Annotated in this window: 13 protein-coding genes; 7 read left to right on the forward strand and 6 right to left on the reverse strand. The window is 70.2% G+C overall.

Features of this window, described 5'->3' with window-relative positions:
- The first annotated feature begins 25 nt into the window (after positions 1–25).
- On the forward strand, positions 26–985 hold the full coding sequence (locus EV193_RS14465; protein WP_130344625.1) for an electron transfer flavoprotein subunit alpha/FixB family protein: 960 nt from the start codon (positions 26–28) through the stop codon (positions 983–985).
- A 10-nt stretch (positions 986–995) separates the two neighbouring features.
- On the opposite strand, the gene EV193_RS14470 is transcribed toward EV193_RS14465, so the two are convergent.
- From EV193_RS14470 to EV193_RS14480, 3 genes are all read right to left on the reverse strand, one after another.
- Complete coding sequence (locus EV193_RS14470; RefSeq protein WP_130344626.1) at positions 996–1,196, reverse strand: hypothetical protein; 201 nt, start codon at positions 1,194–1,196, stop codon at positions 996–998.
- A gap of 179 nt (positions 1,197–1,375) precedes the next feature.
- A complete protein-coding gene (locus tag EV193_RS14475; protein WP_130344627.1) occupies positions 1,376–3,616 on the reverse strand; it encodes a (Fe-S)-binding protein in 2,241 nt (746 codons plus the stop codon).
- A 36-nt stretch (positions 3,617–3,652) separates the two neighbouring features.
- Complete coding sequence (locus EV193_RS14480) at positions 3,653–4,057, reverse strand: hypothetical protein (protein ID WP_130344628.1); 405 nt, start codon at positions 4,055–4,057, stop codon at positions 3,653–3,655.
- Between the two features lie 223 nt (positions 4,058–4,280).
- Between EV193_RS14480 and EV193_RS14485 the strand changes: the two genes are divergently transcribed.
- Complete coding sequence (locus tag EV193_RS14485; protein WP_130344629.1) at positions 4,281–5,060, forward strand: GNAT family N-acetyltransferase; 780 nt, start codon at positions 4,281–4,283, stop codon at positions 5,058–5,060.
- Complete coding sequence (locus EV193_RS14490) at positions 5,057–6,013, forward strand: lysophospholipid acyltransferase family protein (protein ID WP_242613385.1); 957 nt, start codon at positions 5,057–5,059, stop codon at positions 6,011–6,013. The genes EV193_RS14485 and EV193_RS14490 overlap by 4 nt, the downstream gene beginning before the upstream one ends.
- 34 nt (positions 6,014–6,047) lie before the next feature.
- Here the strand turns inward: EV193_RS14490 and EV193_RS14495 are convergent, their stop codons facing one another.
- Complete coding sequence (locus EV193_RS14495) at positions 6,048–6,509, reverse strand: hypothetical protein (RefSeq protein ID WP_130344630.1); 462 nt, start codon at positions 6,507–6,509, stop codon at positions 6,048–6,050.
- Positions 6,510–6,601: 92 nt separating this feature from the next.
- Between EV193_RS14495 and EV193_RS14500 the strand changes: the two genes are divergently transcribed.
- Positions 6,602–7,831, forward strand: a complete 1,230-nt coding sequence (locus EV193_RS14500; RefSeq protein WP_130344631.1) for a cysteine desulfurase family protein — start codon at positions 6,602–6,604, stop codon at positions 7,829–7,831.
- Positions 7,828–8,919 carry a tRNA 2-thiouridine(34) synthase MnmA gene (gene mnmA / locus EV193_RS14505; protein WP_130344632.1) on the forward strand — a complete coding sequence of 364 codons (1,092 nt, stop codon included), beginning with the start codon at positions 7,828–7,830 and terminating at the stop codon, positions 8,917–8,919. The genes EV193_RS14500 and mnmA overlap by 4 nt, the downstream gene beginning before the upstream one ends.
- Before the next feature lie 3 nt (positions 8,920–8,922).
- Here mnmA and EV193_RS14510 read toward each other — a convergent pair whose 3' ends face one another.
- Complete coding sequence (locus tag EV193_RS14510; protein ID WP_130344633.1) at positions 8,923–9,687, reverse strand: DUF2510 domain-containing protein; 765 nt, start codon at positions 9,685–9,687, stop codon at positions 8,923–8,925.
- A gap of 56 nt (positions 9,688–9,743) precedes the next feature.
- Between EV193_RS14510 and EV193_RS14515 the strand changes: the two genes are divergently transcribed.
- The gene (locus EV193_RS14515) at positions 9,744–10,325 is read left to right on the forward strand and encodes a thymidine kinase (protein WP_130344634.1); all 582 of its coding nucleotides are present in this window, start codon (positions 9,744–9,746) and stop codon (positions 10,323–10,325) included.
- An 82-nt stretch (positions 10,326–10,407) separates the two neighbouring features.
- Complete coding sequence (locus EV193_RS14520) at positions 10,408–12,747, forward strand: GH92 family glycosyl hydrolase (protein ID WP_130344635.1); 2,340 nt, start codon at positions 10,408–10,410, stop codon at positions 12,745–12,747.
- Positions 12,748–12,808: 61 nt separating this feature from the next.
- On the opposite strand, the gene EV193_RS14525 is transcribed toward EV193_RS14520, so the two are convergent.
- Complete coding sequence (locus EV193_RS14525) at positions 12,809–14,017, reverse strand: MFS transporter (protein WP_207222641.1); 1,209 nt, start codon at positions 14,015–14,017, stop codon at positions 12,809–12,811.
- Positions 14,018–14,039 lie beyond the last annotated feature (22 nt).

The raw sequence follows: 14,039 nt of genomic DNA on the forward strand, positions 1-14,039 counted from the left end.
ACAAGCAGCGGAGGAGGAAAGACACATGGCAGAGGTCCTGGTCCTCGTCGATCACGTAGACGGCGAGGTCAAGAAGGTCACCTTCGAGCTGCTCACCGCGGCACGGCGGATCGGCGAGCCGGCAGCGGTCGTCGTCGGCGCGCCCGGCACGGCGGCCAAGGTGCGCGAGTCGCTCGCCGGGTACGGCGCGACCAAGGTCTACGTCGCCGAGTCCGACGACGCGGTCGGCTACCTGGTCACCCCGAAGGTCGACGCGCTCGCCGCGATCGTCGCGCAGGCGTCGCCGGCCGCCGTTCTGGTGTCCTCGACCGTGGACGGCAAGGAGGTGTCCGGCCGGCTCGCCGCGCGGCTGGGCACCGGTCTCCTGGTCGACGCGGTGGACATCGACGCCGAGGGGACGGTGACCCAGTCCATCTTCGGTGGCGGTGTCATCGTGAAGTCCAAGGCCACCAAGGGGATTCCGGTCGTCTCGGTGCGCCCCGGCAGCGTCGAGCCCGAGCAGGCCGAGGGTGCGGCGACCGAGCAGGCCGTCGAGCTTCCGGCGACCGACCCGGCCAAGTCGGCGAAGATCACCGCCCGCGAGCCGCTGGTCGGCGGCGACCGTCCGGCCCTCACCGAGGCGTCCGTGGTCGTCTCCGGTGGCCGTGGCGTCGGCAGCGCGGAGAGCTTCGACGTCGTGGAGAAGCTGGCCGACTCGCTGGGTGCCGCGGTCGGCGCCTCGCGTGCGGCGGTCGACTCGGGTTACTACCCGCACCAGTTCCAGGTGGGTCAGACCGGCGTGACCGTGTCCCCGCAGCTGTACATCGCGCTGGGCATCTCCGGCGCGATCCAGCACCGGGCCGGCATGCAGACCTCGAAGACGATCGTCGCGGTGAACAAGGACGCCGAGGCGCCGATCTTCGAGATCGCGGACTTCGGTGTGGTCGGCGACCTGTTCCAGGTGGCGCCGCAGCTCACCGAGGAAGTGGCCAAGCGCAAGGGCTGAGTTCAGAGTTTCAGCTACGCCTGAGGGGCGGCTCCCATTCCGGGAAGCCGCCCCTCAGGCATTCGTCAGGATGTTTCGCGGCGTGTTGATTAATACGTTGCGGCGCAAGATCTTCCGCCGAAGGACTGCCACACTTGGCGAGATCATCCAACAGCTCACGCATCGTGCGCAGGCGTGCTTGGAGGATGTTCGCGTTCAGCGCTGGATTCACCGAGCGACAATCTCCAAGTCCAACCTTTGCGGCAAGTCGGTGTCAATGCGCTCGGCTGTCGCCGCGATTTGTGTGTTGTGGAATCGGATCGCAAGAAATCCAGGTATCGCCGACACAGAGCCGCGAGCCCGCCCGAGGAGGCTGCGACCCGCGGCTCTGTGTTGGCCTCGACGCCTACGTCATGATCCGCCGCTCGGCGTGACGTCCTGACCCCGCTTCACCGCCTCCAACAGCAGCTGGGAGACGTCGCGCGAGGTGACGTTGGTGCCCTTGTCCTCGCTCTTGCGCTGGGTCAGGCCGTCGTTGACCATCACCCGGCAGAACGGGCAGCCGGTGATGATCTCGCCGCCGTCGGTGGACAGCGTGTCGATCGCCTCGTCGACGCGCTCGAGGTTGACCCGCTTGCCGATGGTCTCCTCCATCCACATGCGCGCCCCGCCCGCACCGCAGCACAGCGACCGGTCGGCGTGCCGTGGCATCTCGGAGAGCGTGGCACCGGTCGCGCCGACGAGTTCGCGCGGCGGCTCGTACACCTTGTTGTGCCGGCCGAGGTAGCACGGGTCGTGGTAGGTCACCGGCTTGTTCCCGACCGGGCCGGCGCCGTTCACGGTGGTGCCGTCGACCGGGGTGATCGGGACCAGCTTCTTGTCCCGCACCAGCCGGTTCAGCAGCTGCGTGTGGTGCACGACCTCGTAGTGGCCGTCCAGCTGCGGGTACTCGCGGCCGAGCGTGTTCATGCAGTGCGGACACGTGGTGACGATCTTGCGCTTGACCGGCTCGCGCCCCTCGAACACCGAGTTGAGCATCTCCACGGTCTGCTGCGCCATCATCTGGAACAGGAACTCGTTGCCCGCGCGCCGCGCCGAGTCGCCCGTGCAGGTCTCCTCCTTGCCCAGCACCACGTACTTCACCTCGGCGATGTGCAGCAGCTCGGCGGTGGCCTGCACGGTCTTGCGCGCACTGTCGTCGAACGCGCCGGCGCAGCCGATCCAGTACAGGTACTCCACGTCGTCGGCCAGGTCACCGTCGAAGACCGGCACCTCGAAGTCGAGGTCCTTGGCCCAGTCCATCCGCTCGGAGTTGTTCTGCCCCCACGGGTTGCCCTTGTTCTCCAGGTTGCGGAACAGGGTGCCCAGCTCGCTGGGGAACTCCGACTCGATCATCACCTGGTACCGCCGCATGTCGACGATGTGGTCGACGTGCTCGATGTCCACCGGGCACTGCTCGACGCACGCGCCACAACTGGTGCACGACCACAGCACGTCGGGGTCGATCACGCCGCCGGCCTCCAGCGTGCCGACCAGCGGGCGCGCGGCCTGCTCGGGACCGGAGCCGGTCACCCGTCCGAAGCCGGACTCGGGCACATGGTGCCCGTTGCCCTCGTGGCCCTTGACCTCGACCGAGCCCTCCTCGGGCGCCTCCTTGCCGTCGATCAGGTACGGCGCCTTCGCGAACAGGTGGTCGCGCAGGTCCATGATCACGAGCTTGGGGGACAGCGGCTTGCCGGTGTTCCACGCCGGGCACTGCGACTGGCAGCGGCCGCACTCGGTACAGGTGGAGAAGTCCAGGAAGCCCTTCCAGGTGAAGTCCTCGATCTTGCCCCGGCCGAACACGTCGTCCTCGCCGGGATCCTCGAAGTCGATCGGCTTGCCGCCCGACTCCATGGGCAACAGCGGCCCCAGCCCGTCGGGCAGGCGCTTGGCCGAGACGTTGATCGGCGCGACGAAGATGTGCAGGTGCTTGGAGTGCAGCACGATCAGCAGGAAGCTCAGCATGACGCCGATGTGCAGCAGCAGCCCGACGGTCTCGATCACCTCGTTCGGGTCGTGCCCGAGCGGCTCCAGCAGCTCGCCGACGCCGATGGAGACCCACGCGCCCGACTCGTACGGGAAGTTGCCGACCGCGGCGGACGCGCCCCGGAACAGGAACATCGTCCACACCACGTTGAAGATCATGAACAGGATCAGCCACGCGCCGCTGGTGTGCGAGCCGTAGAACCGGGAGGCGCGCTGCTTGCGCTCGGGCGCCTGCCTGATTCGGATCACCGCGAACGCGCCGAGCGAGATCACCACCATCACGGCGATGAAGTCCTGCAGGAAGCCGAGTAGGCCCCAGTGCCCGATCAGCGGGATGTGGAAGTCGTGGTCGAACAGCGCGCCGTAGGCCTCCAGATAGACCGACGCGAGGATCACGAACGCCCAGAACGTGAACAGGTGCGCGATGCCGGGGATCGACCATTTGAGCAGCTTGCGCTGGCCGAACACCTCGACGAACTGCGCGGCGACACGTTTGCCGATGTTGTCGCCCCGGTCGGCCGGTTGCCCGGATTTGATCAGTTTGTACAACCAGAACCCGCGTTTCGCTGCGAACGCGAGGACGAGGACGGTCAAGGTCAGACCGAGGACCAGTCGAACGACCACGAGATGACTCACTTCCGGTGGGAGCAATGCACTCCGTCAGTGCGCACCGGCGTAGTACTTGCAGGCCCGCATGGCGTAGCGCATCTTCGTTACCCGCCAGTATTTCGGATATGCCCCGGTCCGCAATACCGGGTCGACGCCGAGTCGATCATGCGGGTGGATCGGCAGGCCCGCCTCGTGCCGCTCGGTGGCACGTCCGAGCCGCGCTCGCCGCATGGCCAGGCCCACCAGGAACCGGCGGCGGTTCGTCCGGGAGCCCAGTTGGGCCCGGCAGAATTCGTGCAGCAGGCGCAAGTTGGGCAGCCCGAACATGTCAGTGGTGTGAGCCCCGGCCACCTGATCGACGACGCCGCGCCCCGGATGGGAGCCGTCGCCGCCGAACCGGACCGGGAGCGCGCAGTAGAAGCAACGCCCGACCGTCCACGGGCCACCGGGCATCATGGGCCGCCACCTTCCTCCGCTCGCCCGTCGACTGTGACGCGCGCCACTGCGGATGGGACGACCTAACCAAGAGCGGAGGCGCCAGGCAAGGGTCGCCCTCCGGAAGATCCACTCGATCCTGTGATCTTTCCCCGAAACACCTCTCAGGGTATTCACCGAACTTCCACTGACGTGTCACTCTGGTGCCTTGTCGACATCGAACGAACCCAGTACACCAAGGGGCATGAGCCCATCCCAGTTGCTCGTCACCACCGCGCAGGACGGCGTAGACCTGCCGGCGGACGCGCCGCGATACTCCCTGTTCGTCGCTCAGACCGCCGATGAGGTCGTCGCCGCGCAGAGACTCCGGTACCAGGTCTTCGCCGAGGAGATGGGCGCCACGCTGCACTCCGACGCCGAGGGCCTGGACGTGGACGCCTTCGACGAGCTGTGCGACCACCTGGTGGTCCGCGACGACGACACCGGCGACATCGTCGGCACCTACCGGATGCTGCCCGCCGACCGCGTCGAGCCGGGCAAGCTCTACTCGCACACCGAGTTCGACCTGACCGCGATCGACTCGCTGCGCGACTCGCTGGTGGAGACCGGCCGCTCGTGCGTGCACTCCGACCACCGCACCGGCGCCGTGGTGAGCCTGGTCTGGGCCGGAATCGCGCGCTACATGCTGCTGTCCGGCAAGACGCGTCTGGCCGGCTGCGCCTCGGTGCCGCTGGCCGACGGCGGCTCCTACGCGCTCGGCGTGTGGAACCAGGTTCGCGAGAAGCACTACGCGCCGGACGAGCTGCGGGTGCGGCCGCTGAACCCCTGGGAACCCGAGGACGGCGTCCAGCCGCCGGAGCGAGCCGCGCTGCCGCCGCTGCTGAAGGGGTATCTTCGACTTGGGGCGCGGGTGTGCGGGCCGCCGGCGCACGACCCGGATTTCGGGGTCGCCGACCTGTTCGTGCTCCTCGACCTCGCCGACATCGACCAGCGATACATCAAGTTCTTCCTGGGGGACCAGTGACCAGCCAGGTGAGCGGGAGTTCGGAAGCGCCGGGTGCGCATCCGTACTTCCCGGTGTCGCCGTGCGGTCCGCACTGCCTGGTCGGCGACGAGCCGAAGGTGTCGATGGCCAAGCGGCTTGGCCGGCTGTTCACCGCCGCCGGGCTGGTCCTCATCGCGCTGATCATCTCGCCGTCGTTCCTGGTGCTGCCCGGACGGGCGCGCGAGGCCGTGGTGCGCCGGTCGTTCCGGTCGATCCTGCACGCGTTCGGCGTGCGGATGGAGGTGTACGGCGCCGAGCGGCTCGTGGTCGTGCCCAAGGAGCGTGGCGCGCGCGGGGCGCTGGTGGTGAACAACCACGTGTCGTGGCTGGACATCTTCGCGATCAACGCGGTGCAGCCGATGCGCGCGCAGGCCAAGAGCGACATGCGGAGCTGGCCGGTACTCGGCTGGCTGGTCGCGGTCGCCGGCACGGTGTGGGTGGTGCGGGACAGCCTGCGCCAACTGCCGGCCGCGGTGGACGAGCTGGCGACGGTGCTGCGCAACGGCTCGATGGTGAACGTCACGCCGGAGGGCACCACGTGGTGCGGGCTGGCGTCCGGGCACTTCAAGCCGGCGATGTTCCAGGCGGCGATCGACGGCGGTGTCCCGGTGCGGCCGGTCGCGCTGCGGTTCCGCATGGAGAACGGGCGGGAGACGCCGGCGCCGGCGTTCATCGGCGACGAGACGCTGATCGACTCGGTGCGCCGGGTGGCCCGGCTGCGTGGGCTGGTGCTCGAGGTGCACGTGCTGGAGGACATCGCGCCGGGGCGCGCCGCCGACCGGCGTGAACTGGCCGAACTCGCCGAGGCGGCGATCGGCTCGGCGCTGGGACGGGTCCAACTGCCGGCACAGCGCCGCCGCCGCTCGGTCGCCTCACCGCACCCGGAGCCAGTACGCGACCCGATCGACCCGGATTCGCTGGCGGCCAGCTGAGGATCTCGCGCTCCGACCACAGCGGCAGTCGTGGTTACTCGGCCTGCTGCTCACCAGGTGACGCCAGGGCGGCCGCCACGGCATCGTGGAGCTGGTCTGTGTCGGTGACCGCGTGCAGGGCTTCGTACACCGCCTCGCACGCCGACTCGTGTGCCGAGCCGGCGTCGGCCGCGAAGGCCAACGCGGAGGCCGCTCGGGCTCGCGCGAACGCGGCCAGGTAGGCGCTCTGCTCGGCGATGCCCTGCTCGACGGCGTCCTGGAGGTCCCAGGCGGCTTCGTCCAGCTCGTCGACGAGGTGCGAAACCTCCTGTGCGCCAACGGTTTCATCCGCCGCGAGCGCGGCCACGACCCGGTCGGTGCGCGCGTCGCGCAGGTCGGCCTGCCGCAGCGCCTCCGCGCACGCGGCGTGCACTGCTGCCGCGCGACGTCGGTCGTCGGCCCGGATGAGCGCGCCCGCCAGCTCGGGTGCGACGTCGGCCAGCCTCGATTCCGCCATGGCCCTGGAGGCTACCGGCGGGTGATCACCGACCTGGTCCGGGACGTGCTGCCGGGAGGGCGACTGAGCGTAGCGGGCTACCCTGGGACACGATGACCTATCTCGACCATGCCGCGACGACGCCCATGCTGCCGGAGGCGGTGGAGGCGATGACGACGGCACTCACCGCGTGCGGCAACCCGTCCTCGCTGCACACGTCCGGCCGCAGAGCGCGGCGGGTCGTGGAGGAGGCGCGCGAGGAACTGGCCGCCGCGGTTGGCGCGCGCCCGTCCGAGGTGGTCTTCACCGCCGGCGGTACGGAGAGCGACAACCTCGCCGTGAAGGGCATCTACTGGGCCCGCACCCGCGCCGAGCCGGCGCGCAGGCGCCTGCTGGTGTCCTCGGTGGAGCACCACGCGGTCACCGACGCCGCCGAGTGGCTGGCCGAGCACAGCGGCGCCGAGCTGACCTGGCTCGAGGTGGACGACTTCGGCCGGGTGCACGAGGACACTCTGCGCGCCGCGATCGCCGAGGACCCGGACCGGGTCGCGCTGGTCAGCGTGATGTGGGCGAACAACGAGGTGGGCACGGTCAATCCGATTCGCGAGCTGGCCAAGGCGTGCGCCGAGTTCGAGATCCCGTTCCACACCGACGCCGTGCAGGCGCTCGGCGTGCTGGACGTGGACTTCGCGGCCTCTGGCGCCAGCGCGATGACGATCAGCGGGCACAAGATCGGCGGGCCGTACGGCGTCGGCGCGCTGCTGCTCGGGCGGGACGTGGACTGCGTTCCGGTCCTGCACGGCGGCGGCCAGGAGCGCGACGTGCGCTCGGGAACCCTTGACACGCCGTCGATCCACGCGTTCGCCACGGCGGCGCGGATCGCCGTCGAACAGCGTGAGCGGCTGGCCGCCGAGCTGGCCGACCTGCGTGACGAACTGGTCGCCGCGGTGCGCGCCGAGGTGCCGGACGCGGTGCTCAACGGCGACCCGGGCGAGTCCACTGTGGACAGTGGGCCGTCGCGGCTGCCCGGCAACGCGCACTTCACCTTCCCCGGTTGCGAGGGGGACAGCCTGCTGATGTTGTTGGACGCCAAGGGAATCGAATGCTCCACCGGGTCGGCGTGCACGGCCGGCGTCGCGCAGCCGAGCCACGTGCTGCTGGCCATGGGCGTCGGCGCATCGGCCGCCAGGTCGGCGCTGCGCTTCACACTCGGGCACACGTCAACCGACGAGGACGTCGCCGCGCTGGCCGCGGCGATCGCGCCGGTCGTGGAGCGGGCGCGCAGTGCGGGCCTGGCCGGCCTGCGGAAGTCGGCCGCTCCGGCGGAGGTGTCCCCGCGATGAGGGTGCTCGCGGCGATGAGCGGGGGAGTGGACTCGGCGGTGGCCGCCGCCCGCGCGGTGGACGCCGGGCACGACGTGGTCGGCGTGCACCTGGCGCTGTCGGCCAAGCCGGGCACGCTGCGCACCGGTGCGCGCGGCTGCTGCACGGTGGAGGACGCGCACGACGCGCGCCGGGTGGCCGACATTCTCGGGATCCCGTTCTACGTCTGGGACTTCGCCGAGCGGTTCACCGAGGACGTGATCGAGAACTTCGTGGCGACCTACGCCGCCGGCCAGACCCCGAACCCGTGCCTGACCTGCAACGAGAAGATCAAGTTCGCCGCGCTGCTGGACAAGGCGATCGCGCTCGGATTCGACGCGGTGTCCACCGGGCACTACGCCCGACTGTCCCTTGTGGACGGTGAGCCGGAGCTGCGGCGGAGCGCCGACATCGGCAAGGACCAGTCCTACGTGCTGGCGTCGCTGCGCGCGGATCAGTTGCGGCACGCGATGTTCCCGCTCGGCGCCTCGGTGAAGGCCGACGTGCGCGCGGAGGCGTCGTCGCGCGGGCTCGCGGTGGCGGAGAAGCCGGACAGCCACGACATCTGCTTCATTCCGGACGGCGACACCCGCGCGTTCCTCGGGCGGAACCTGGGGGAGCGGCCGGGCAAGCTGGTGGACGCGGAGTCCGGCGCGGTGCTCGGCGAGCACGCCGGTGTGCACGGGTTCACCGTCGGCCAGCGGCACGGTCTGGGTATCGACGCGCCCGCGCCGGACGGGCGGCCGCGCTACGTACTGGCGCTGGAGCCGGTGAGCGGCACGGTGAAGGTCGGCTCCCGGGACGCGTTGGCCGTGCGGGAGATCGTCGGCACCAGGCCGATCTGGCCGTCCGGCCGCGCCCTGGAGTCCACTGTGGATTGTGTGGCGCAGGTGCGCGCGCACGGCTCCACCGCACCGGCTCAGGCGTCCCATGTGGACGGTGAGCTGACCGTGCGGCTGGACGAGCCGCTGCGCGGTGTCGCGCCCGGCCAGGCCGTCGTGCTCTACCGGCCGGACGCGGGTGGAGACGTGGTACTCGGCAGCGCGTTGATCACCGCCACCGGGCGGTGACGGTCACGGGCGTGCGTGGCCGAACAGCGCGATGTCGTAGGAGAGCATGCTGGCCACCACGAGCCACCCCAGCGGGGGCGGCACCGGATGCGGCCTGCGCATCACGTATCCGGTGGTGTTGAGCCGGTCGCCGTCGCGGGCGAAGTCGGCGAGCTGGTTGCCTTGCTGGTCGGTCACGGTGAACGGGCCGACCATCGACTTGCTGGTGAACCCGCCGACCCGCGTCTCGTCCGGTGTCCGGAAGCCGTAGGTGATGGTCCGCCCGAACAGCTTCTCGGACTGGATGAGGCCGATCGGGGTGCCGTCGCCGAGGCTGATCTCGAACAGCGGGCGGGCGGCCGTCTTGGCGCGGATCGCGCGCGCGATGTGCAGCGCGAGGCCGCCGTGCGCGTCCTGCACCTGGTAGTGCTCGGTCAGGCCGAGGCCCTCCCGAGAGCTGCCGGAGAAGATCCGGGCGTGCTGCGCCTCGTCGTCGAGATCGACCTTGCCCAGCGTGCCGAGCGGCCTGCCGTCGCCGTCGGTGAACTCGCACAGGAAGCTGCCGAACACGCCGCCCGACGAGGTGTACTCCTTGCGGACCACGATGACCGGTGCGAGCAGCAGCGGATCCGGCCCGCCCGGCCGTGGCTGGACCGGCCGGGGCTGCTGGGCCGGCTGGCTCTGGTGGGCGGTGTGCTCGGTCCACACGGCGCCGTCCCACCAGCGCAGGGCGCGAGGGTCCTGCTGGTCGGGGTACCAGCCAGGTGGCGGCCCGGAAGGTGTCGTCATGGCAGCCGATCCTACGGCGGTAATAATGTCCGTTCGGGAAAACGGGGAGGGTGCGCGTGGCCAAGTTGTACTTCTACTACTCCGCGATGAACGCGGGTAAGACGACGACCTTGCTGCAGAGCGCGCACAACTACCACGAGCGCGGGATGCGCACGCTGATGTACATGCCGCGGATGCACGACCGCGACGGCGACGGGGTGATCGGCTCGCGGATCGGGATCTCGGCCGCTGGGCATCCGTTCGACACCGGCGACGACCTGTTCGCGACGATCGAGGCGGACATCGAGTCGAAAGGCCCGCTGCACTGCGTGCTGGTGGACGAGGCGCAGTTCCTGACCAAGGCGCAGGTGTGGCAGCTCTCCGAGATCGTCGACCGGCTCGGAATCCCGGTACTCGCCTACGGCCTGCGCACGGACTTCCGCGGCGAGCTGTTCGAGGGCAGCCAGTACCTGCTCGCCTGGGCGGACACGCTCACCGAGATCAAGACGATCTGCCGCACCGGCAAGAAGGCGACCATGGTGGTGCGGGTGGACGAGCACGGCGATCCGGTGAGCGAGGGTCCGCAGGTCCAGGTCGGCGGCAACGAGCGCTACGTGTCGGTCAGCCGTGCGGAGTTCAAGAAGATCACCCACAGATGAGGCGTTGCTGCGTTTGACGGTTCCGCCGGAGCGTCGGGTCGGCTAGAAAGTTACTGACAACGTTGTCTCCGGGGAGGTCGCCATGCGGGCAGCAGTCAGCGTGTTCGTCGCCGCCGTGGTGTGTTTCGGGTTGCCGACGGTGGCGTCCGCGCAGCCGCCAGTGGATCCACCCGCGCTCGTGAACCCGTTCGTGGGCACGCAGAACTTCGGCAACACGTTCCCCGGAGCGGCCGTTCCGTTCGGAATGGTGCAGGTCAGCCCGGACACGGGCGGCCAGGGCGGGTACGACTACCTGCAGGACACGATCTACGGTTTCAGTCAGACTCACCTGTCCGGCGTCGGCTGCGGTGTGATGGGAGAGCTCCCCGTCATGCCGACCACCGGGGCGGTTGACAACGTTGACATCGAGGGTTACAGGTCCAAGTATTCGCACGACGACGAGGACGCCGAACCCGGCTACTACCGCGTTGGCCTGCAGCGGTACGGCGTGAACGCCGAGGTGACCGCGACGCCGCGCACGAGCTGGCAGCGGCACACCTTCCCGGAGACCGCGGCGGCCAACGTTCTGTTCAACACCGGCAAGTCCAACCAGACGGTGCTCGACTCGGAGATCCACGTCGTCGGCGACCGCACCATCGAGGGACGGATCCGCGCCGGCCGGTTCTGCGCCGGACTCGACGAGCACACCGTGTACTTCAGCGCGACGTTCGACCGGCCGTTCTCCTCGTTCGGCGCGTGGCGAGGAAACGTGCCGGCACCGGGCATGCGCGATGCCGCGGGCAACGGCGGCAACGGCGCCTGGGTCACCTTCGACGCCACCGGCGACCGGGACGTGGTGGCCAAGCTCGGCCTGTCCTACACCGGTGTCGAGGGCGCACGGAAGAACCTCGCCGCCGAGACCGGCGACTTCGATTTCGGCGCCACCGCACAGAAAGCGCGGGACGTGTGGCGCGAGCAGCTGAACGCGATCAAGATCTCCGGCGGCACGGCCGAGCGGCAGAGCGCGTTCTACACGGCGCTGTACCACTCGGTGTTGCACCCGAACCTCGCCGGTGACGTCGACGGGCGCTACGTGGGCTTCGACGGCAAGGTGCACCAGGCTTCCGGGTACACGCCGTACCAGAACTTCTCCCTGTGGGACACCTACCGGCCGCAGAACCAGCTGCTGCAGATGCTCGAGCCGAGAGTGGCGCGCGACGTCGCGCTGTCGATCCTGGCAAGCGGACGCGACGGCGGCTGGGCACCGCGCTGGGCGCTCGCGAGCAGCGAGACCAACATCATGACCGGCGACCCGGTGACGCCGTTCCTGGTGGAGAACTGGTCCAAGGGCCTGCTGCACGGTTACGAGCGGGAGACCTACGAACTGTTGCGGCGCAACGCGACCAGCACACCGCCGGCCGGCTCGCCGTACAACGGGCGGTCAGGGGTCGGGTACTACAACGAGCGCGGGTACGTCCCGTCCGGCCTCGAACTCGGTAAGGACTGCGCGCACAAGGGCGGCGACAACGACTGCGTGCACCCCGCGTCCGCGACGCAGGAGTACGCGGCGGCCGACGCGGCGCTGGCGATCATGGCCAAAGGGCTGGGCTTCCACGACGACGCCAGGATGTTCGCCGAACGCGGCCAGTGGTACCGCAACCTGTGGGACGCCTCGATCGGCATGTTCCGGCCGCGCACCGTCGAGGGCGACTGGGTCACGCCGTACAACCCGGTCGACGCGGGGAAGCAGTTCCACGAGGGCGGCGCGTACCAGTACCAGTGGCTGGCGCCGCAGGACACGGCCGGGCTCGTCGACCTGATGGGCGGGCGTCGGGCCGCCGAGCGGCGGCTGGACCAGTTCTTCGTCTACGACAAGCTGCTGACCGATCCGGCGGGTACCGCGCGCGAGGACTGGATCACCGATCCGTACGACTACTACGGCAAGCCGACCTACAACCCGAACAACGAGCCCGATCTGCACGCGCCGTACGTGTACATGTGGGCGGGCGCCCCGGCGAAGGCCGCCACGGTGGTGCGGGCCGCGATGACGCTGTTCACCACCGGGCCGGACGGCATGACCGGCAACGACGACCTCGGCACGATGTCGGCGTGGTACGTGTTCTCCTCGCTCGGTCTGTACCCGACGATGAGCGGTGCGAACTTCTTCGTGTTGTCCTCACCGCAGTTCGCCTCCGCGACCGTCCACATCGGACGGTACGGCGGGCAGGGCGGCACGCTGAGGGTGACCGCGCCGGAGGTGAGTGACGCCAACCGATACGTGCGGAGCGCGTCGTTCAACGGCCGTGACGTCCGCAGGACCTGGCTGGACTGGTCGGCCATGGCGCGCGGCGGCCACCTCCGCCACGTGGTCGGCAGCACGCCGTCCGCGTGGGGCACCGCGCCGGGCGACGAGCCGCCGTCGATCAACTCGCCTCCCCGGTAGCCGCGAGTCCCGCGCCCTGCACCGGTGAGTCCCGCGCCCTGCACGATGCACAGCGCGGGACTCACCGTGTCCCAGCGCGGGACTCGCGCGTTTGCGGGGCTCGGGCGGCGGTGACCGCGAGCGCGGACGGGATCAGCAGAACGGCGACCACGAGCAGGGCGCGCAGGGTGCCGATGTGGTCGCCGAGGAACCCGAGCAGCGGCGGGCCGGCGAGGAACGCGGTGTACCCGATCGTCGACACCACGCTGACCCGCGCGGCGGCGTGCTCCGGGTCGTCGGCCGCGGCGCTCATGCCGACCGGGAACCCGAGTGACGCGCCGAGGCCCCACAGCAGGATGCCGACCACGACCAGCGGCGGCCACGTGCCGAACACCACGATCAGCACGCCCGCGCCGGCCAGCGCCATCGTCGACCACAGCACGCGGGTGCGGCCGTAGCGGTCCAGTGCCACCGGGCCGATCATGCGGCCGGTGGTCATCGCCGTGACGAACGCGGCGAACCCGGCCGCGCCGACCCACTCCGGCACGTCGTAGCCGTCCACCAGCGCGACCGCGAGCCAGTCGTTCGCGGTGCCCTCGGTGAGCGCCATGGCGAGCACCATGACCCCGATGACCAGCGTCCTCGGCTCGAGCCAGGCGCGCATCGTGCTCGACTGTTTCCCTTGTGGCTCAACGGCTTCCTCGTCGGACGCGGGGAGGAACGCCCGTGCGGCGCGCACCGCGACCACGGCGACCAGGAGTGCCGCTGCCAGTAGGTGCACGGTGACCGGCAGCCGGGCCGCCGCGGCGGCCGCACCGAGGCCGGCACCGAGGACCGTGCCGAGGCTGAACGCGGCGTGGAACCGCGGCATGACCGTGCGCCCCAGGTCCCGCTCGACCGCCGCGCCCTCGACGTTCATCGCCACGTCCCACGATCCCGAGCCGAAGCCGAGCGCGAACAGGCCGACGGCGGCGAGCCACACGGACGCGGACGTGCCCGCGCCGAGCCCGGCGACCGCGAGCCCCGCCGCGTCCACCACCGAGCCCACGGTCACCACGGTCGCCGCGCCGAACCGGTGGATCAGCGAGCCGGCGGCGGGCAGGGCGATCAGCGAGCCGACCGAGATGGCGAGCAGCAGCGCGCCGAGCCCGCCCGGGGTGAGGCCGAGCGCGTCACGCGACTCCGGCACGCGGGCGATCCACGACGCGAACGCGAACCCGTTGGCGGCGAACACGATCGCCACGGCGTTCCGCGCACGGAGCACGGGCGGCACGGTTGTCGTGAGCAGCACGGCGTCCCCTCGGTCGAATCGT

The organism is Herbihabitans rhizosphaerae, assembly GCF_004216555.1.
Classification (GTDB): Bacteria; Actinomycetota; Actinomycetes; order Mycobacteriales; family Pseudonocardiaceae; genus Herbihabitans; species Herbihabitans rhizosphaerae.